This is a genomic window from Pseudomonas sp. RP-B7 (genome assembly GCF_059803535.1).
Map to the genome: position 1 here is coordinate 88914 of NZ_JAPFHC010000009.1, position 18302 is coordinate 107215.

At 62.5% G+C, this 18302-nt stretch carries 18 protein-coding genes; 11 read left to right on the plus strand and 7 right to left on the minus strand.

Going from position 1 to position 18302, the window contains the following annotated elements; genetic code table 11:
* The first annotated feature begins 12 nt into the window (after positions 1 to 12).
* Both choX and OPU96_RS11085 read left to right on the plus strand, forming a co-directional pair.
* Positions 13 to 927 carry a choline ABC transporter substrate-binding protein gene (choX, locus tag OPU96_RS11080; RefSeq protein ID WP_498559076.1) on the plus strand — a complete coding sequence of 305 codons (915 nt, stop codon included), beginning with the start codon at positions 13 to 15 and terminating at the stop codon, positions 925 to 927.
* Between the two features lie 158 nt (positions 928 to 1085).
* Positions 1086 to 2654, plus strand: a complete 1569-nt coding sequence (locus tag OPU96_RS11085) for a SulP family inorganic anion transporter (RefSeq protein ID WP_498559077.1) — start codon at positions 1086 to 1088, stop codon at positions 2652 to 2654.
* A 64-nt stretch (positions 2655 to 2718) separates the two neighbouring features.
* Here the strand turns inward: OPU96_RS11085 and aroE are convergent, their stop codons facing one another.
* On the minus strand, positions 2719 to 3537 hold the full coding sequence (aroE, locus tag OPU96_RS11090) for a shikimate dehydrogenase (RefSeq protein WP_226454771.1): 819 nt from the start codon (positions 3535 to 3537) through the stop codon (positions 2719 to 2721).
* Positions 3537 to 4469: an oxygen-dependent coproporphyrinogen oxidase gene (gene hemF, locus OPU96_RS11095; protein WP_305391795.1), complete on the minus strand. Its 933-nt coding sequence runs from the start codon at positions 4467 to 4469 to the stop codon at positions 3537 to 3539. Before hemF ends, aroE begins: the two co-directional genes overlap by 1 nt.
* A 159-nt stretch (positions 4470 to 4628) precedes the next feature.
* On the opposite strand from hemF, the gene OPU96_RS11100 reads away from it, so the two are divergent.
* Positions 4629 to 5606, plus strand: coding sequence for a quinone oxidoreductase family protein (locus OPU96_RS11100; protein ID WP_226454769.1), 978 nt, complete (start codon positions 4629 to 4631; stop codon positions 5604 to 5606).
* A gap of 130 nt (positions 5607 to 5736) precedes the next feature.
* On the opposite strand, the gene tsaC is transcribed toward OPU96_RS11100, so the two are convergent.
* The 3 genes from tsaC to OPU96_RS11115 all read right to left on the minus strand — a co-directional run bounded on the left by tsaC (position 5737) and on the right by OPU96_RS11115 (position 8283).
* Positions 5737 to 6294, minus strand: a complete 558-nt coding sequence (gene tsaC, locus OPU96_RS11105) for an L-threonylcarbamoyladenylate synthase type 1 TsaC (RefSeq protein WP_226454768.1) — start codon at positions 6292 to 6294, stop codon at positions 5737 to 5739.
* A 54-nt stretch (positions 6295 to 6348) separates the two neighbouring features.
* Entirely contained in the window at positions 6349 to 7443 is a 1095-nt protein-coding gene (dprA, locus tag OPU96_RS11110; RefSeq protein WP_192298148.1) for a DNA-processing protein DprA, read from the minus strand.
* A gap of 63 nt (positions 7444 to 7506) precedes the next feature.
* Positions 7507 to 8283, minus strand: coding sequence for a peptidoglycan-binding protein (locus OPU96_RS11115; RefSeq protein ID WP_498559078.1), 777 nt, complete (start codon positions 8281 to 8283; stop codon positions 7507 to 7509).
* Between the two features lie 135 nt (positions 8284 to 8418).
* Between OPU96_RS11115 and def the strand changes: the two genes are divergently transcribed.
* The 5 genes from def (at position 8419) to OPU96_RS11140 (ending at position 12979) form a co-directional block, all read left to right on the plus strand.
* Positions 8419 to 8925, plus strand: a complete 507-nt coding sequence (gene def / locus OPU96_RS11120) for a peptide deformylase (RefSeq protein ID WP_017736259.1) — start codon at positions 8419 to 8421, stop codon at positions 8923 to 8925.
* A gap of 69 nt (positions 8926 to 8994) precedes the next feature.
* Positions 8995 to 9945, plus strand: a complete 951-nt coding sequence (gene fmt / locus OPU96_RS11125) for a methionyl-tRNA formyltransferase (protein WP_498559079.1) — start codon at positions 8995 to 8997, stop codon at positions 9943 to 9945.
* Complete coding sequence (gene rsmB, locus OPU96_RS11130) at positions 9942 to 11252, plus strand: 16S rRNA (cytosine(967)-C(5))-methyltransferase RsmB (RefSeq protein WP_226454765.1); 1311 nt, start codon at positions 9942 to 9944, stop codon at positions 11250 to 11252. Before fmt ends, rsmB begins: the two co-directional genes overlap by 4 nt.
* A gap of 23 nt (positions 11253 to 11275) precedes the next feature.
* Positions 11276 to 12649 (plus strand): Trk system potassium transporter TrkA, encoded by a 1374-nt coding sequence (trkA, locus tag OPU96_RS11135; protein WP_192298144.1) that lies wholly within the window; start codon positions 11276 to 11278, stop codon positions 12647 to 12649.
* Between the two features lie 18 nt (positions 12650 to 12667).
* Entirely contained in the window at positions 12668 to 12979 is a 312-nt protein-coding gene (locus tag OPU96_RS11140) for a tetratricopeptide repeat protein (protein ID WP_498559080.1), read from the plus strand.
* 130 nt (positions 12980 to 13109) lie between these two features.
* Here the strand turns inward: OPU96_RS11140 and OPU96_RS11145 are convergent, their stop codons facing one another.
* Both OPU96_RS11145 and OPU96_RS11150 read right to left on the minus strand, forming a co-directional pair.
* Positions 13110 to 13997 (minus strand): lysophospholipid acyltransferase, encoded by an 888-nt coding sequence (locus OPU96_RS11145; protein WP_192298142.1) that lies wholly within the window; start codon positions 13995 to 13997, stop codon positions 13110 to 13112.
* A gap of 40 nt (positions 13998 to 14037) precedes the next feature.
* Complete coding sequence (locus OPU96_RS11150; protein ID WP_192298141.1) at positions 14038 to 14595, minus strand: DNA-3-methyladenine glycosylase I; 558 nt, start codon at positions 14593 to 14595, stop codon at positions 14038 to 14040.
* A gap of 81 nt (positions 14596 to 14676) precedes the next feature.
* Between OPU96_RS11150 and glyQ the strand changes: the two genes are divergently transcribed.
* Genes glyQ through gmhB form a run of 3 tightly spaced genes read left to right on the plus strand, consistent with a single transcriptional unit; the run spans position 14677 to position 18220 of the window.
* Complete coding sequence (gene glyQ / locus OPU96_RS11155; RefSeq protein ID WP_003187265.1) at positions 14677 to 15630, plus strand: glycine--tRNA ligase subunit alpha; 954 nt, start codon at positions 14677 to 14679, stop codon at positions 15628 to 15630.
* A complete protein-coding gene (gene glyS, locus OPU96_RS11160; protein ID WP_498559081.1) occupies positions 15627 to 17681 on the plus strand; it encodes a glycine--tRNA ligase subunit beta in 2055 nt (684 codons plus the stop codon). Before glyQ ends, glyS begins: the two co-directional genes overlap by 4 nt.
* A complete protein-coding gene (gene gmhB, locus OPU96_RS11165) occupies positions 17681 to 18220 on the plus strand; it encodes a D-glycero-beta-D-manno-heptose 1,7-bisphosphate 7-phosphatase (protein ID WP_305392810.1) in 540 nt (179 codons plus the stop codon). Before glyS ends, gmhB begins: the two co-directional genes overlap by 1 nt.
* Positions 18221 to 18302: the final 82 nt, after the last annotated feature.

The following is an 18302-nucleotide window of genomic DNA, read 5'->3' on the forward strand; positions in this document are numbered from 1 at the left end:
AGAGGGAAGGCCATGCAAAAGTTGACTGCGGTGCTGGGCATCTTGGCGTTGAGCAGCGCCAATGTGTATGCGGACACCCGTTGTGACACGGTGAAAATGGCCGATCCGGGCTGGAGCGACATCGCCGCCACCAATGCCATCACCAGCTTTCTGCTGACGGGCATGGGCTACAAGGCCAAGGTCGACACCCTGGCGGTACCGATCACCTTTGGCGGGCTCAAGGACGGCCAGGTGGACGTGTTCCTCGGTAACTGGATGCCGGCGCAGCAGGGGTTCTATGACAAGTTCATCGCCAATGGCGAAGTGGTGCAGTTGGCGAAAAACCTCGAAGGCACCGAGTTCACCCTTGCCGTGCCGGACTACGTGTGGGCCGCCGGTGTGCATGAGTTTGCCGACTTGAACAAGTTTGCCGACAAGTTCGACAAGAAAATCTACGGCATCGGCTCCGGCGCGCCGGCAAATATCTCGTTGCAGGACATCATCAAGAAAAACGACTTCGACCTCGGCCAATGGAAACTGATCGAGTCCAGCGAACAGGCGATGCTCGCCGAAGTATCGCGGGCGGTTAAGAAGCAGAAATTCGTGACCTTCCTCGGCTGGACCCCGCACCCGATGAACGTGCAGTTGAAAATGCATTACCTCAAGGGCGGCGAGAAGTACTTCGGCGACACCGGCAGCGTGTACACCCTGACGCGCAAAGGCTACGCACAAGCCTGCCCGAACGTAGGAAAACTGCTGACCAACCTGAGTTTTACCCAGGAGATGGAGAACAGCATCATGGCCGAGGTGAGCAACAACAAGGTCAGCAATGCGGATGCGGCGAAGGCGTGGATCAAGGCCAATCCGGCGGTGTTGGATAAGTGGCTGGAGGGGGTGAAGACCGTGGATGGCAAAGATGCACTATCGGCAGTAAAAGCAAAACTCTAAGACCTGATGCAATCCAAATGTGGGAGCGGGCTTGCTCGCGAAGGCGGTGTGTCAGCCAACGATTGCTTAGCTGAACCACCGCATTCGCGAGCAAGCCCGCTCCCACAAAGTCCAGTGTGTGCTGATATTCTGCGCCAAACTTCAAGACCGAGACCCTGATGCCCCGGCCCAACCGCCACACACTTTTCCCCTTCCTCAGCTGGCTCCCGCGCCAGACTCGCGCGAGCGTCGGCCGGGATGCGATGGTGGGACTCAGCGGCGCCGTACTGGCTTTGCCGCAGTCGATTGCCTACGCACTGATTGCCGGCCTCCCACCGGAATACGGGCTCTACGCCGCGATCATTCCGGTGCTGATCGCCTGCCTCTGGGGCTCATCCTGGCACCTGATCTGCGGCCCGACGGCGGCGATTTCCATCGTGCTGTACGCCAGCGTCAGCCCACTGGCCGTGCCGGGTTCCCAGGACTACATCACCCTGATCCTGCTGCTCACATTCCTTGCCGGGGTTTTCCAGTGGTTGCTGGGCATGCTGCGCTTCGGCGCGCTGGTGAATTTCGTGTCCCACTCGGTGGTGCTGGGTTTCACCCTGGGCGCCGCCGTGGTCATTGCCCTGGGGCAACTGCCGAACCTGTTGGGGCTGGATCTGCCCAGCCAGGCCACGGCGATCAAGAGCCTGATGGCGCTGGTGGATCACAGCGGGGAATGGGACCACGCCTCACTGGCCCTGGGCCTGGGTACATTGTTGGTGGGGGCGCTGCTGAAATACCGGGTACCGCGCTGGCCGACGCTGTTGATCGCGCTGGCACTGGGCAGCCTGGTGGCCTGGCTGTGGCCGGCGATGTTCGGGCATGTGGCGCGGGTCAGTTCGTTTATCGGCAAGCTGCCGCCGTTCAGCCCGTTGCCGATGGACCTGGATATGATCTTGCGCCTGCTGCCCAGCGCCGTGGCGGTGGGCATGCTCGGGCTGGTGACCAGCCTGTCGATTGCACGCTCGCTGTCGGCGCGCTCGCAGCAGTTGCTCGATGCCAATCAGGAAGTCCGGGCGCAGGGTTTATCCAATATCGCCGGCGGATTTTTCTCCGGGTACTTGTCAGCCGGTTCCTTTACCCGCTCTGGCCTAAGTTACGAAGCCGGCGCCTGCTCGCCGCTGGCCGGGGTGTTTTCGGCGTTGTGGGTGGCGCTGTTTGCGCTGTTTGGCGCGGCCTTGATCGCCCATATCCCGATCCCGAGCATGGCCGCGAGCATTCTGTTGATCAGTTGGGGGCTGGTGGACCGTCGCGGCATTCGCGCCTTGTTCCGGGTGAGCCGCGCCGAATTCCTGGTGATGGCTCTCACGTGCGTCGCCACCCTGCTGCTGGAACTGCAAACGGCGATTTATGCGGGGGTGCTGGCGTCGTTGTTTTTCTACCTCAAGCGCACCTCGCAGCCACGGGTGCAGCATTGGCGCGACGGTGATGAGGATGTGCTGCGGGTGGGCGGTTCGATCTTCTTTGGCGCCAGCCATTACCTGCAAGTGCGCCTGCAACGGCTGCAGGGCGAGCGGGTGGTAATCGAGGCGCAGCAGATCAACTTTATCGACTACTCCGGGGTGGAGATGCTGCACCAGGAGGCGCGCAGGTTGCGGGGGTTGGGGAGGAGTTTGACCTTGCGTCGGGCAAGGCCTCAAGTCGTGGAGGAATTGAAGAAACTGGAAGGGGCCGACAGGTGCCCCATTCACTTCGAAGACTGAATATGGTCAGTGTGGGAGCTGGCTTGCCTGCTCCCACACTGACCGTGCCCACATTGGGTTTGTGTCAAGCCAGTTGGCGGCGTAGTTCAGCCAATACGGGCGCCGATTCCGGGCGCACACCGCGCCACAGGAAGAACGCTTCCGCCGCCTGTTCCACCAACATACCCAGGCCATCCATCGCCACAGACGCGCCTTGTTCAGTCGCCCAGCGGCAGAATGCCGTCGGCTCCTTGGCGTACATCATGTCGTAGCAAAACGTCTTGCCCGGTTCGATCAGGCTGCCGGCAATCGGCGGTACATCGCCTGACAGGCTGGCGGAGGTGGCGTTGATGATCACGTCCACCGGCTCACGCAACCAGTCGAAACCGCTGGCAGACACGGGGCCCAGGTCGTCGAACAGCTCGGCGAGCATCTCGGCCTTTTCCACGGTGCGGTTGGCGATGATCAACGATGCCGGCTGCTGCGCCAGCAACGGCTCCAACGCGCCACGTACCGCGCCACCGGCGCCCAGCAGCAGGATACGTTTGCCTTGCAGGCTCAACCCGGCGTTGACCGTAAGGTCGCGCACCAGGCCGGCGCCGTCGGTGTTGTCCCCCAGCAGCGTGCCATCGGCGAGCTTGCTCAGGGTATTCACCGCGCCAGCACGTAGGGCGCGTTCGGTGAGAGTGTTGGCCAGGCGGTACGCGTCTTCCTTGAACGGCACGGTGACGTTGGCACCACGGCCTTGCTGAAAGAACTCACGGGCGCAGCCGATGAAATCATCCAAGGGTGCGAGCAAGGTGCTGTAGTCCAACTGCTCGCCAGTCTGTTCGGCGAACATCCGGTGAATCAGCGGCGACTTGCTATGCCCGATGGGGTTGCCGAATACCACATAACGATCCATCAGACCGCCGCCTTTGGCGCGGCAAGGCCCAGCCAGTCACGGTCTTGCAGGAAGTAGTCGGTGAGGCGCGCCTCTTCGCTGCCGGCTTCGGCTTTCCAGTCGTAGCTCCAGCGCACTTGGGGCGGCAGCGACATCAAGATCGACTCGGTACGCCCGCCCGATTGCAGGCCGAACAGCGTGCCACGGTCGTAGACCAGGTTGAATTCAACGTAGCGGCCACGGCGGAATTCCTGGAATTCACGCTGTTGCTCGGTGTAGGCGGTGGCCTTGCGGCGCTGCACGATCGGCAGGTAGGCGTCGATGTAGGCGTCGCCGATGGCACGGATGAAGGCGAAGCAGGTGTCGAAGTCCCACTCGTTCAAGTCGTCGAAGAACAGGCCGCCGATGCCACGCGGTTCATTGCGGTGCTTGATGTGGAAGTAGGTGTCGCACCAGGCCTTGTAGCGCGAGTACACGTCCGCGCCGAATGGCGCGCAAGCCTGCTCGGCGACGCGGTGCCAGTGGATGCAGTCTTCTTCATTGGCGTAGTAAGGCGTGAGGTCGAAGCCGCCGCCAAACCACCACACCGGCTCTTCACCTTCTTTTTCGGCGATGAAAAAGCGCACATTGGCGTGGGAAGTCGGAACATGAGGGTTATGCGGGTGGATCACCAGCGACACGCCCAAGGCTTCAAAACCGCGACCGGCCAGTTCAGGACGATGGGCACTGGCGGACGGCGGAAGACCGCTGCCGAACACGTGGGAAAAGTTGACGCCGCCTTTTTCGATCACCGTACCGTTCTCGATCACACGGGTGCGACCGCCGCCGCCGGCAGGCCGGGTCCAGGCGTCTTCGATAAAGCGAGTGTCCGCCTCGAAGGTTTCCAGGGCGCTGCAAATGCGGTCTTGCAGGTCAAGCAGGTAGGCCTTTACAGCCTCGGTGCGGGTAGTCATGGCATCACCTTGAATCGGGCAAAGCTACGCGAGGCCATTGGGCGTCGGCGGCAAATGGGCGCACAGGATACCACCGCACCCGGTTGCACCGCAGTTGACGAAGATCAAGCTTAGGAGTTCGATAGCCGACTACGCGAATTCGACCAAAGGAGAAGGCAGATGGCAAAACGTATCCAGTTCAGCGCCCATGGTGGCCCCGAAGTGCTTGAGTATGTGGACTACACGCCAGCGGAACCCGGCCCACAGCAGGTTCGCGTACGTAACGAGGCGATTGGCCTGAATTTTATCGACACGTATTTCCGCAGCGGTTTGTATGCACCACCCGCGCTGCCATCGGGGTTGGGCGCGGAAGGCGCGGGGGTTGTCGACGCTGTCGGCAGTGAAGTCACCCAGTTCAAGGTCGGCGACCGCGTGGCCTACGGCAGCGGGCCGCTGGGCGCGTACAGCGAACTGCATGTGCTGCCGGCCGCCAACCTGGTGCACCTGCCGGACGAGATCAGCTTCGAACAAGCCGCCGGGGCCATGCTCAAGGGCCTGACCGTACAGTACCTGCTGCGTCAGACCTATGAGTTGAAGGGTGGTGAAACCATCCTGTTCCACGCCGCGGCCGGGGGCGTGGGTTCGTTGGCCTGCCAGTGGGCCAAGGCCTTGGGCGTAAAGCTGATCGGCACCGTGAGTTCGCCGGAAAAAGCCGCCCTGGCCAAATCCCTTGGCGCATGGGAAACCATCGACTACAGCAAGGAAAACGTCGCACAGCGCGTGCTGGAATTGACCGACGGTAAAAAAGTGCCAGTGGTGTACGACGGCGTCGGCAAGGACACCTGGCTGACCTCGCTGGACAGCGTGGCACCCCGCGGGCTGGTGGTGAGCTTCGGCAATGCCTCGGGCGCAGTGGAGGGAGTGAACCTGGGGATTCTGTCGGCGAAAGGCTCGCTGTACGTGACCCGCCCAACCCTGGCGACCTACGCCAACAACCCGCAGAACCTGCAGGCGATGGCGGATGATCTGTTCTCGATGATCAAGAGTGGCAAGGTGCGCATCGACATCAACCAGCGCTATTCGCTGGCAGATGCGGCGAAGGCGCAGACAGAGTTGTCGGCACGGCGCACGACCGGCTCGACGATTCTGTTGCCGTGAGACTTTAGATCTCTAGAACTTCAAGGGCCTCTTCGCGAGCAAGCCCGCTCCCACAGGTTGATCGGGTTCCAACTGGAACGACTCGGTCAAGTGTGGGAGCGGGCTTGCTCGCGAAGGCTGCGCCTCGGTTTCAGGACGGGCGCACCACCTGACCCGTGGCCAGATCGCGAATCAGGCTCGGGTTCTTGCGCCCCCCCAAGGCCCCACCCAATATCAGGTCCACCTGGCCACGGAAATACTGCTCCACGCGAATCCGCGTACGCGCCGCCGGGCGGCCCTGCGGGTTGGCCGAAGTGGAAATCAGCGGCCCCACTTGCGCGCACAAATCCCGCACCAGCGGGTGATCGCTGACCCGCAACGCCACGGTGTCATGCACACCGGTGACCCACTCCGGCAGCAAGCCCTGATGGGGCACCAACCAGGTGTTCGGCCCCGGCCAGGTACTGGCCATGCGGTCGATCCAGTCTTGCGGGAAGTCCTCGAACAAAAAGTCGAACTGGCGGATGTTATCCGCCACCAGGATCAAGCCCTTGTCCACCGAACGGTTCTTGATCGCCAACAGTCGATCCACCGCTTCTTCATTCCAAGGGTCGCAGCCCAGCCCCCACACCGCCTCGGTTGGATAGGCAATCACCGCGCCTGCGCGAATTTCTCGTGCGGCTTCCAGCACACGCCACCTGTTGGCCATTGTTTACTCTCCAGACTAAAGCTCTGGGCAGTTTACCGATCTCTGTTACAAAACCTAGCGGCGCGCGAGCCAGCGCCCGCTTTCGCAGATCACCCGGCCGTCCAGTTCCAGCTCGGTGAGGGTCGCCAGCACTTGGGACAACGGCTGCCCGCTGGCCATCGCAAGGGCTTCGCTGGTGTGGGGCGCCGCGTGCAACAGTGCCACCAATGGGTGTGTCACCGGCACCGGCGCCGGGCGCGACAGCGCCTGCCAGCCGCGCAAGCCTTCAAGGATATGCTCGATGGTTTCCACCAGCACCGCGCCCTCGCGGATCAACTGATGACAACCCTTGGCGCCGGGATGGTGGATCGAGCCCGGGATCGCATACACCTCGCGGCCTTGCTCGGCAGCGAGTTTGGCGGTGATCAGTGAACCGCTGGCCATGCTGGCTTCCACCACCAGCACGCCGAGGGACAGGCCGCTGATGATGCGGTTGCGTCGCGGAAAGTTGCCGGCCTGGGGCGCAGCGTCCAGCGGAAACTCGGAAACCACCGCGCTGCCCTGCTCAATCATCGCCGCTGCGAGCCGCCGATGACGCTGTGGATAAAAATTTTCCAGCCCGGTGCCGAGCACGCCGATTGTCTGCCCCCCCACCTCCAGAGCGGCCTGATGCGCAGCACCGTCGATGCCCAACGCCAAGCCGCTGGTGATGACAAAACCGGCACCGGCCAGGCTTCGGGAAAAAGCGGCCGCCGTGTCCATCCCAGGACGCGAAGCACGCCGGCTGCCGACGATCGCCAGTTGCGGTTTTTCCAGGATCGAGGGGTCGCCGGCGACGAATAACAACGGCGGCGCATCGTCGATCTGGGCGAGCAAGGCGGGGTACTCGGGTTGGTCCCACATCAGCAATTGCTGGGCTGGAGCCGCCAACCAGGCCAATGCCGCACTGGCTCCGTCGCGCACTTCATGGTTGCGCCGCGCATCCGCGCTGATGGCCGGCAAGCCAAGGGAGCGCCACGCACTGGCGGGGGCGCTGATGGCCTTTGACGCGCTGCCGAAGGCTTCGATCAATCGGTGAAATCGCTTGGGACCCAGTTCCGGCAGCCTGTGCAAGCGTAGTCGCGCTTCCAGTTCTGCCGGGGATATTTCATGGCTGTTTGTCGGATACATCTGATCATCCTTGATCGGAACAAGCTGTGGATAACTCTGTTGGTAACTTATTTAGCAGGCTATTTATTGCCTTTGATGGGCAGTCTCGAAACGGTCCAACACCGCCAGTGCTCGCGAGGCGTTGAGCACCAGGCCGTAGCTGAGTTTTTCGTAGGTGCGAAACACCAGTAGGGTGCCGGCGCGTTCATCGGGGAGTTTTTGTGGGGCACCGCTGAGGGGATCGCGCACGGTGGCGCCGGTCTTGATCACCGCCAGCAATCGGCCCTCGACCAGGCCGTCGCGGCGGCCTTTGTTCAGGGTCACGGCGTCCAGCACGCCGATCTGGGTGACGCCCCTGGGGACGTCGATGATTTTTCCTGCAATGAACGGGGCCGATTGCTGCACTGGCAGGCTGGCCGGATCGACCGGTGGCTGGGCGCGAAGCAAGCGGTCGCCGGGACGGACCTCCTGGGTGACCTGCTGCACCGCCAGGGTGGTGAGGTCGCCCGCCGTCACAAAGCGCGCAGTACCGATGGCGTCGGCGTTGATGCCCAGCAGTTCGCGGGTGTCGGGGTCGGTGTAGGCCTTGCCGCGGCGAAAGATGCCGTAGTCCGGCTGGGTCGGGTCGAGGTCGCCCCGGGCATGCACGCGCTCACCATTGGCGCCCAGCACGCGCCCGGTATCGGCGGCGACAATGTAGGGCGCAGTGTCCAGATCCTGCGGTGTATCAAGAATGCGGTTGTTCAGTAAAAAACGCTGGATGGCCTGCTGTGTCGCCTGATCCAGGCGCTGGCCGGACGAGGGCAGCAGGGCTGTTGCGAACGGGGCCCACAGCAGCAAGACGAGTAGCGATTTCCTCATGGGGTGAATCTCCTTTATTATGTGCGTTCGCGTGAAATGCCTTGGCCTTCGCGGCTTTTGGGCGTTTCACACCGGCTGGCTGGGTCCATCCCACCGCCGATTTGCCTTTACCTCACATGTGCAGCAATTACGCTTATGGCTATTTTGAACATCCTCGAATTCCCCGACTCGCGCCTGCGCACTGTCGCCAAACCGGTGGCCGTAGTGGACGACAAGGTTCGTCAGTTGGTCGATGACATGTTTGAAACAATGTATGAAGCCCCGGGCATCGGCCTCGCCGCGACCCAGGTCAACGTGCATCAGCGTGTCGTGGTCATGGACCTGTCGGAAGATCGCAGCGAACCGATGGTGTACATCAACCCCGAGTTCGAACCGCTGACCGAAGAGATGGGCGAATACCAGGAAGGCTGCCTGTCGGTGCCGGAGTTCTACGAGAACGTCGAACGCCCGCTGCGCGTGAAGATCAAGGCGCTGGACCGCGACGGCAAGCCGTTCGAGCTGATCGCCGAAGGCCTGCTGGCGGTGTGCATCCAGCATGAATGCGACCACCTCAACGGCAAGCTGTTTGTCGATTACCTGTCCACGCTCAAGCGTGACCGGATCAAGAAGAAGCTGGAAAAAAAGCATCGCCAGCAAGCTTGATGCCCTTCTTCCAAAGGCTTGCTGCGGCAAGCCTTTTTCTTTTGTGACTGCTTTTAACCGAGACCTCCCATGACCGAGCCACTGCGCATTGTTTTTGCCGGCACTCCCGAATTTGCCGCCGAACACCTCAAGGCCCTGCTTGCCAGCCCTTACGACATCGTCGCGGTGTACACCCAGCCGGATCGCCCGGCCGGTCGCGGGCAAAAACTGATGCCGAGCCCGGTCAAGCAACTGGCGCTTGAGCACAACATTCCTGTGCTGCAACCGCCGACCCTGCGTAATGCCGAAGCCCAGGCCGAGCTGGCCGCGTTGCAGCCGGACCTGCTGGTGGTGGTGGCCTACGGCTTGATCCTGCCGCAAGTGGTGCTGGATATTCCGCGCCTGGGCTGCATCAACAGCCACGCCTCGCTGCTGCCACGCTGGCGCGGTGCGGCGCCGATCCAGCGTGCCGTTGAAGCGGGCGACAGCGAAAGCGGCGTGACCGTGATGCGCATGGAGTTGGGCCTGGACACCGGCCCGATGCTACTCAAGGTCGCCACCCCGATCACCGCCCAGGACACCGGCGGCAGCCTGCACGACCGCCTCGCCGAACTGGGCCCGCCCGCCGTACTCCAGGCCATCGTCGGCCTCGCTGCCGGCACTCTGGACGGTGAAGTGCAGGACGACAGCCTGGCCACCTACGCCCACAAGCTGAACAAAGACGAAGCGCGCATCGACTGGAGCCGCCCCGCCGTAGAACTGGAGCGCCTGGTGCGTGCCTTCAACCCGTGGCCGATCTGCCACAGCACCCTCAACGGCGAAGCCCTGAAAGTGCTGGCTGCGAGCTTGGCCGACGGTAAAGGCGCCCCCGGTGAAATCATCGGCGCCAGCAAGGACGGCCTGCTGGTCGCTTGCGGGGAGCAGGCGTTGTGTCTGACCCGTCTGCAATTGCCTGGTGGCAAGGCGTTGAATTTCAGCGACTTGTTCAACAGCCGTCGTGAGAAATTTGCCCTTGGCACCGTCCTCGGGGCCGCGCAATGAACCCACGTCTGGCCGCCGCCAAGGCGCTCGCCGCTGTCCTCAACGGCAAGGCTTCGCTGAACAGTTCGCTGCCTACGCAGATGGACAAAGTCGAAGACCGTGATCGCGGTTTCACCCAGGACCTGGCCTTTGGCACTGCCCGCTGGCAGCCGCGCTTGTCGGCGCTGGCGGCCAAGTTGCTGCAAAAGCCGTTCAAGGCAGCGGACGCGGATGTGCAAGCACTGCTGCTGGTCGGCCTCTATCAGTTGCTCTACACCCGCGTGCCGGCCCACGCCGCCATCGGCGAGACGGTCGGGTGCGCCGACAAGCTGAAAAAGCCCTGGGCCAAGGCCCTGCTCAATGCGGTGCTGCGCCGCGCCCAGCGTGAAAGCGAAGCGCTGCTGGCCGAGTTGGAGCATGACCCGGTGGTGCGCACCGCCCACCCGCGCTGGCTGCAAAAGTCCCTGAAGGCGTTCTGGCCAGAGCAGTGGGAAGCCATTTGCGCCGCCAACAATGCGCACCCGCCGATGATCCTGCGGGTCAACCGCCGCCATCACAGCCGTGACGCCTACCTGCAATTGCTCACGGCCGCCGGCATCACCGCCACGCCGTGCGTGTACAGCGTCGACGGCATCGTGCTCGAAGCGGCTACCGATGTGCGCGGCCTGCCGGGCTTTGTCGACGGCTGGATCAGCGTGCAGGACGAAGCGGCGCAACTGGCCGCCGACCTGCTCGACCTCGCACCGGGACAGCGTGTACTCGACGCCTGCTGCGCGCCTGGCGGTAAGACATGCCACATCCTGGAGGTCGAAAAAGACCTCGCCGGTGTAGTCGCCGTCGACCTGGAGGCCAAACGCCTGGTACGTGTGCGTGAAAACCTCGCCCGCCTGGGTCTCAGCGCCGAGTTGATCGCTGCCGACGGCCGCGATACCGCCAGCTGGTGGGACGGCAAACCCTTCCAGCGCATCCTGCTCGACGCACCGTGCTCCGCCACCGGCGTGATCCGCCGCCATCCGGACATCAAGCTCACCCGCCAACCCGACGACATCGCCGCCCTAGCCGTGCTGCAAGGCGAGTTGCTCGACGCCCTGTGGCCAACCCTGGAAGTCGGCGGCATCCTGCTCTACGCCACCTGCTCCACTTTGCCGACGGAAAATACCGAAGTGATCGAAGCCTTCCTCGCCCGCACCAGCGGTGCACGGGAGCTGGACCTCGCCACGTCGGCTGGCATCAAGCAGCCCCACGGCCGCCAGTTGCTGGCGCAAGAAGGCGGACACGATGGCTTCTACTACGCCAAACTGATCAAGATCGCCGCCGCGCGCGGCTGAAACGGGTTTAAGGGAGTGACCGGATGAAAATCATCATCCTCGGGGCAGGGCAGGTCGGCGGCACGCTGGCCGAGCATTTGGCCAGCGAAGCCAACGACATCACCGTGGTCGACACCGACAGCGAACGCCTGCGCAACCTTGGCGACCGCCTCGACATCCGCACCGTGCAAGGCCGTGCGTCGTTCCCGACGGTGCTGCGCCAGGCCGGTGCCGACGACGCCGACATGCTGGTGGCGGTGACCAACAGCGACGAGACCAACATGGTCGCGTGCCAGGTTGCCCACACCCTGTTCCACACTCCGACCAAGATCGCCCGCGTGCGCGAAGCCGCCTACCTGACCCGCGCCGGCCTGTTCGACAACGACGCAATCCCGGTGGACGTGCTGATCAGCCCGGAACAAGTGGTGACCCATTACATCAAGCGCCTGATCGAGATCCCGGGGGCCTTGCAGGTGATCGACTTCGCCGAAGGCAAGGCGCAATTGGTGGCGGTGAAGGCGTACTACGGCGGGCCGCTGGTGGGCCAGCAACTGCGCCAGTTACGGGAGCACATGCCGAACGTGGAGACCCGCGTCGCCGCGATTTTCCGGCGCGACCGGCCGATTTTGCCCCAGGGCGATACGGTGATCGAGGCCGACGACGAGGTGTTTTTCATCGCCGCCAAGGCGAATATTCGTGCAGTCATGAGCGAAATGCGTCGGCTCGATGAGAGTTACAAACGCATCGTCATCGCAGGTGGTGGGCAGATTGGCGAGCGCTTGGCCGAGGCGATTGAAAGCCGCTATCAGGTCAAGATCATCGAGATGAGTCCGGCGCGTTGCCGGCATTTGTCCGACACCCTCGACAGCACCGTCGTCCTGCAAGGCAGCGCCTCGGACCGCGACCTGTTGATGGAAGAGAACATCGCCGACGCCGACATCTTCCTGGCCCTGACCAACGACGACGAGGCCAACATCATGTCGTCGCTGCTGGCCAAGCGGCTGGGGGCAAAGAAGGTGATGACGATCATCAACAACCCGGCCTACGTCGACTTGATCCAGGGCGGCGACATCGACATCGCCATCAGCCCGCAACTGGCGACCATCGGCACCTTGCTCGCCCACGTGCGCCGCGGCGACATCGTCAGCGTGCACTCCCTGCGCCGAGGCGCGGCGGAGGCGATCGAGGCGATTGCCCACGGCGATGCAAAATCGAGCAAGGTGATCGGCAAGGCCATCCGCGATATCGGCCTGCCGCCGGGTACCACCATCGGCGCGATTATTCGCGATGAAGAGGTGATCATTGCCCACGACGATACGGTGATCGAGACCGGGGACCATGTAATCCTGTTCCTGGTGGATAAAAAACATATCCGCGATGTGGAGAAACTGTTCCACGTGGGGCTAAGTTTTTTCTGATTTGACGGAGTGACCAACATGCTCGAATCCCTGGAAAAAATGCTCGCCAAGGGTGTGGATAACTCGTTGCTGCGCTTCGGCTTGGGCAAGGGGTATCTGGATTTGAAGGACAACGCCAAGGCGGCGGAGCATTTGCAGAAATGCGTCGAGTTCGATCCGAAGTATTCGGCGGCGTGGAAGCTGTTGGGCAAGGCGCAGGCGGGTTCAGGTGATGTGGCGGCGGCGCGACTGGCTTGGGAGAAGGGGATTGAAGCGGCCCAGGCCCACGGCGACAAACAGGCCGAAAAAGAAATGACGGTGTTCCTGAAAAAACTCGACCGCCAGGCCTGAAGTAATTCCTGTGGGAGCTGGCTTGCCTGCGATGCTGGCAACTCGGTCTGTCAGTTACACCGAGGTGATGCTATCGCAGGCAAGCCAGCTCCCACATTCGACCTCCATTGGCAGAGAGGTCAGCGGCTAGTCAGTACCATCGCTCCTCACCCGGCGGGCGCTTCTTGAAGCGTTTCATGCTCCACATGTACTGGCTCGGATAAGCGCCGACATACCGCTCCACCACCTTGCTCATCGCCGCACAGGACGTGGCGGTGTCGGTGCTGTACATGTCTTCCGGTGCCGCTTCCAGAATCACTTTGTAACCCGAACCGTCCGGCAGCCGCAGGGCATGCAGGAATACGCCCACGGCCTTGTGGCCGGCAAGCATGTTCGGCACGAACTTGCTGGTCAGCGCCTGGGTGGCGAAGAACGGCACGAAGATCCCGGCGGATTCAGCCGGCTCAGGGTCGGCAGGAATGCCCACCTGGCCACCCCGGCGCACCTCCTTGATCACACTGAGGATGCCTTCCTTGGTCGACGCCGCCACACGGTTGCCCAATTGCACGCGTTGTTTGCGCAGCAGTTCATCCACCGCCTTGAGCTTGGGCGGACGGTAGAAAATGATCGGTTTGCACTGGCTGCAATAGAAGTGGTTCAACACTTCCCAGTTGCCCAGGTGGCTGGTGATGCCGACCACGCCTTTGCCCGAGGCCAGGGCTTCATGCAGCACGTCGAGGCCTTCGACTTCGCGGACCAGGTCAATCGAACGCTGGGCCGGCCAGATCCAGGCGCAGGCGCTTTCGGTCAGGGACTTGCCGATGTCCATCAAGCTCTGGCCGACCAGGCGCTCGCGGGCGGCCGGGTCCATGTCCGGGAAGCACTTGGAGAGGTTGATCCGCACGGTGTCGCGAGAGCGGTTGGGGGTTTTCCACATGATCCAGCCAATCGCGGTGCCGACGGCCTGGACAGCGCGCCAGGGCAGCAGGGCGAACAACCGCAGAGCCCCTACCAGCAAGGCGCCTTTTAACTTTTCCACAGGTCACTCCTGATCGTGTGTGGTGCGCAAAGCGGGCATTCTAACCGGCGTTGGCCAAGTCCGCGTAACGGTCGCAGTCCTGGGTGTGGTCCATGACCATGCCGGACGCCTGCATGAACGCGTAGCAAATGGTCGGGCCGACAAAGGTGAAACCGGCCTTTTTCAGCGCTTTGCTCATGGCCTGCGCCTCGGGGGTGATCGCCGGGACTTCGCTGCGGTCCTTGAAGTGATTGACCTTGGGCGCGCCGCCGACAAACGACCAGAGCAACCCCACCGGGTCTTCCAGCGCCAGCCAGGCCGCGGCATTGCGCCGGGTGGCGTTGAGCTTGAGGCGATTGCGCACGATGCCCGGGTCCAACATCAACGCTTCGATTTCGGCATCGCTCAGCCGCGCCAGGCGCTGGGCATCAAAACCGAACAAGACCTTTCGATAATGCTCGCGTTTGCGTAAAACGGTGATCCAGGAAAGGCCTGCCTGGAACCCTTCGAGTAAAAGCAACTCGAACAAACCCTGCGCATCGCGCAGCGGCGTTCCCCACTCCTGATCGTGATAAGCCATGTACAGCGGATCTTCAGAACACCAAAAGCAGCGTGGCATAAGGCTCCAGGGAGTGGTGGCAGGGCCGAATCGGGTATACTCCCGCTCTTTAAATCGCAGCCCAAGTAACAGGTGAATTTCGTGAGCCAGCCTACGCCAGCCGTGCGTACCTTCCAAGACTTGATCCTCGCCCTCCAGCAGTACTGGGCCGAGCAAGGTTGTGTGGTACTTCAGCCCTACGATATGGAAGTAGGCGCCGGCACTTTCCACACCGCAACATTCCTGCGGGCCATCGGCCCGGAAACCTGGAACGCCGCTTATGTGCAGCCCAGTCGTCGCCCGACTGACGGCCGCTACGGCGAGAACCCGAACCGTCTGCAGCACTACTACCAGTTCCAGGTGGTACTGAAGCCGAACCCGGACAACTTCCAGGAACTGTACCTGGGCTCGCTCAAGCATGTCGGCCTGGACCCGCTGGTCCACGACATCCGCTTCGTCGAAGACAACTGGGAATCGCCGACCCTGGGCGCCTGGGGCCTGGGCTGGGAAGTCTGGCTCAACGGCATGGAAGTCACGCAGTTCACCTACTTCCAGCAGGCCGGTGGCATCGAGTGCTACCCGGTCACCGGCGAAATCACCTACGGCCTGGAGCGCCTGGCCATGTACCTGCAAGGCGTGGACTCGGTCTACGACCTGGTCTGGGCTGACGGCCCGTTCGGCAAGGTGACCTACGGCGACGTGTTCCACCAGAACGAAGTGGAGCAATCCACTTACAACTTCGAACACGCCAACGTCGACAAGCTGTTCGAACTGTTCGACTTCTATGAAAGCGAAGCCAAGCGCCTGATCGAACTCGACCAGCCGCTGCCGTTGCCAAGCTATGAAATGGTGTTGAAGGCGTCCCACACCTTCAACCTGCTGGATGCGCGCCGGGCGATCTCGGTGACTGCGCGTCAGCAATACATCCTGCGTGTGCGCACCCTGGCGCGTTCCGTCGCCCAAGCCTACCTGCTGGCTCGCGCCAAGCTGGGCTTCCCGATGGCTACCCCGGACCTGCGTGATGAAGTGTTGGCTAAGCTGGAGGCTGCACAATGAGTGCTCAAGATTTCCTGGTTGAACTGGGCACCGAAGAGCTGCCACCCAAGGCACTCAACACCCTGGCCGACGCGTTCCTGGCCGGTATCGAAAAAGGCCTGCACAGCGCTGGCCTGAAGTTCGCCGCGAAAAAAGTCTACGCCGCGCCACGTCGCCTGGCGGTGTTGCTGACCGCGCTGGAAACCCAGCAGCCGGACCGCAGCATCAACCTCGACGGCCCACCGCGCCAGGCGGCTTTTGATGCTGAAGGCAACCCGACTCAAGCCGCACTGGGCTTCGCCAAGAAGTGTGGCGTCGAGCTGAGCGAGATCGACCAGAGCGGCCCGAAGCTACGCTTCAGCCAGGTCATCACCGGCAAGCCGACCGCCAGCCTGTTGCCGACCATCGTTGAAGATTCCCTGAACGACCTGCCGATCCCCAAGCGCATGCGCTGGGGTGCACGCAAGGAAGAGTTCGTGCGTCCGACCCAATGGCTGGTGATGCTGCTCGGTGACCATGTCATCGATTGCACCATCCTCGCCCAGAAAGCCGGTCGTGATTCCCGTGGCCACCGCTTCCATCATCCTGAAGCCGTGCGCATCACTTCGCCGGCCAACTACGCCGCCGACCTGCGTGCCGCCTACGTGCTGGCCGACGCCAACGAGCGTCGCGAACTGATCAGCAAGCGCACCGAAGAACTGGCGCGCCTGCAGGAAGGCACCGCCATCGTGCCGCCAAGCCTGCTCGACGAAGTGACCGCCCTGGTGGAATGGCCGGTGCCACTGGTGTGCTCGTTCGAAGAACGCTTCCTCGATGTGCCGCAAGAAGCGCTGATCACCACCATGCAGGACAACCAGAAGTATTTCTGCCTGCTGGACGTGGACGGCAAGTTGCTGCCGCGCTTTATCACCGTGGCCAACATCGAGAGCAAGGACCCACAGCAGATCATCGCCGGTAACGAAAAAGTCGTGCGCCCGCGCCTGACCGACGCCGAGTTCTTCTTCAAGCAAGACAAGAAGCAGAAGCTGGAAGACTTCAACCTGCGCCTGCAGAACGTGGTGTTCCAAGAGAAACTCGGCAGCGTCTACGACAAGGCCGTGCGCGTATCCAAGCTGGCTGCCTACATTGCACCGCGCATCGGCGGTGATTCCGCCTGGGCCGCACGTGCGGGCCTGCTCTCCAAGTGCGACCTGGCCACCGAAATGGTCGGCGAGTTCCCAGAGATGCAAGGCGTTGCCGGCTACTACTACGCCCTCAACGACGGCGAGCCGGACGATGTGGCCCTGGCCCTGAACGAGCAGTACATGCCGCGCGGTGCCGGTGCCGAGTTGCCAAGCACCCTGACCGGTGCGGCCGTGGCCATCGCCGACAAGCTGGACACCCTGGTCGGCATCTTCGGTATCGGCATGTTGCCTACCGGTAGTAAAGATCCGTATGCCCTGCGCCGTGCGGCCCTGGGCGTGCTGCGTATCCTGATCGACAAGAAACTGGACCTCGACCTGACACAGGCCGTGGTGTTCGCCGTCGGCCAGTTCGGCGCCAAGGTCAAGCAAGCCGGCCTGGCCGAGCAAGTGCTGGAGTTCGTATTCGACCGCCTGCGTGCACGTTACGAAGACGAAGGCGTGGACGTGTCGGTGTACCTGGCAGTGCGTGCCCTGCAACCGGGTTCGGCGCTGGATTTCGACCAGCGCGTACAAGCCGTGCAGGCCTTCCGCAAGTTGCCGGAAGCCGACGCCCTGGCCGCCGTGAACAAGCGTGTGTCGAACCTGCTGAGCAAGGCCGAAGGCCTGGGCAATGCAGACGTCGATCCTGGCCTGTTTGCCGACGCCAAGGAGTTCTCGCTGAACTCGGCCATTGCCAAGGCAGAAACTGCGGTGAAGCCGCTGATCGCCGAACGCAACTACGCCGAAGCCCTGGCGCGCCTGGCGACCTTGCGCGACCCGGTAGATGCGTTCTTCGAGGCTGTGATGATCAATGCCGAAGATGCAGGTGTGCGTAAAAACCGCTACGCCATGCTGGCGCGTCTGCGCGGTCTGTTCGTCAATATCGCCGACATCTCGACGCTGAGCTGATCATGTTGAAACTGCTGATTCTCGATCGGGACGGGGTGATCAATTACGACTCCGACGCTTACATCAAGTCGGTGGCGGAGTGGGTTCCACTGCCCGGTTCGATCGAGGCCATCGCGCAGTTGAGCAAAGCCGGCTGGACCGTGGCCATCGCCACCAACCAGTCCGGCATCGCTCGCGGTTACTACGACATCGCCACCCTGGACGCCATGCATGCGCGCTTGCGCACGTTGGTGGCCGAGCAGGGCGGTGAGGTGGGGCTGGTGGTCTACTGCCCCCACGGGCCGGACGAGGGCTGCGATTGCCGCAAGCCCAAGCCTGGCATGTTGAAAATCATTGCAGAACATTACAAGGTGCCATTGGCTGGGATATGGTTCGTCGGGGACAGCCTCGGTGACCTGGAGGCGGCCAAAGCCGTCGACTCTCAGCCAGTTTTGGTTAAGACCGGGAAAGGCGAAAAGACCCAGGCGAAAAACCTGCCGGTGGGCACCTTGATTTTTGACGATCTGGCGGCGGTTGCCGCAGAACTTATCAACAACTAGCCGCCCTCGACTTCCTGACCAAGGAGTGTTCGGGAGTGCGCTTTTAACAGGCGGGCCATGCCCCGCAACGGTAAATGCCGCC

Coding starts and splice junctions, on each gene's coding strand:
- OPU96_RS11085 (WP_498559077.1), top strand. CDS start 1,086: ATGCCCCGGCCCAACCGCCACACACTTTTCCCCTTCCTCAGCTGGCTC.
- glyS (WP_498559081.1), top strand. CDS start 15,627: ATGAGTGCTCAAGATTTCCTGGTTGAACTGGGCACCGAAGAGCTGCCA.
- choX (WP_498559076.1), top strand. CDS start 13: ATGCAAAAGTTGACTGCGGTGCTGGGCATCTTGGCGTTGAGCAGCGCC.
- hemF (WP_305391795.1), bottom strand. CDS start 4,469: ATGACTACCCGCACCGAGGCTGTAAAGGCCTACCTGCTTGACCTGCAA.
- def (WP_017736259.1), top strand. CDS start 8,419: ATGGCTATTTTGAACATCCTCGAATTCCCCGACTCGCGCCTGCGCACT.
- OPU96_RS11150 (WP_192298141.1), bottom strand. CDS start 14,595: ATGCCACGCTGCTTTTGGTGTTCTGAAGATCCGCTGTACATGGCTTAT.
- tsaC (WP_226454768.1), bottom strand. CDS start 6,294: ATGGCCAACAGGTGGCGTGTGCTGGAAGCCGCACGAGAAATTCGCGCA.
- aroE (WP_226454771.1), bottom strand. CDS start 3,537: ATGGATCGTTATGTGGTATTCGGCAACCCCATCGGGCATAGCAAGTCG.
- OPU96_RS11115 (WP_498559078.1), bottom strand. CDS start 8,283: ATGAGGAAATCGCTACTCGTCTTGCTGCTGTGGGCCCCGTTCGCAACA.
- rsmB (WP_226454765.1), top strand. CDS start 9,942: ATGAACCCACGTCTGGCCGCCGCCAAGGCGCTCGCCGCTGTCCTCAAC.
- OPU96_RS11140 (WP_498559080.1), top strand. CDS start 12,668: ATGCTCGAATCCCTGGAAAAAATGCTCGCCAAGGGTGTGGATAACTCG.
- dprA (WP_192298148.1), bottom strand. CDS start 7,443: ATGTATCCGACAAACAGCCATGAAATATCCCCGGCAGAACTGGAAGCG.
- OPU96_RS11100 (WP_226454769.1), top strand. CDS start 4,629: ATGGCAAAACGTATCCAGTTCAGCGCCCATGGTGGCCCCGAAGTGCTT.
- trkA (WP_192298144.1), top strand. CDS start 11,276: ATGAAAATCATCATCCTCGGGGCAGGGCAGGTCGGCGGCACGCTGGCC.
- fmt (WP_498559079.1), top strand. CDS start 8,995: ATGACCGAGCCACTGCGCATTGTTTTTGCCGGCACTCCCGAATTTGCC.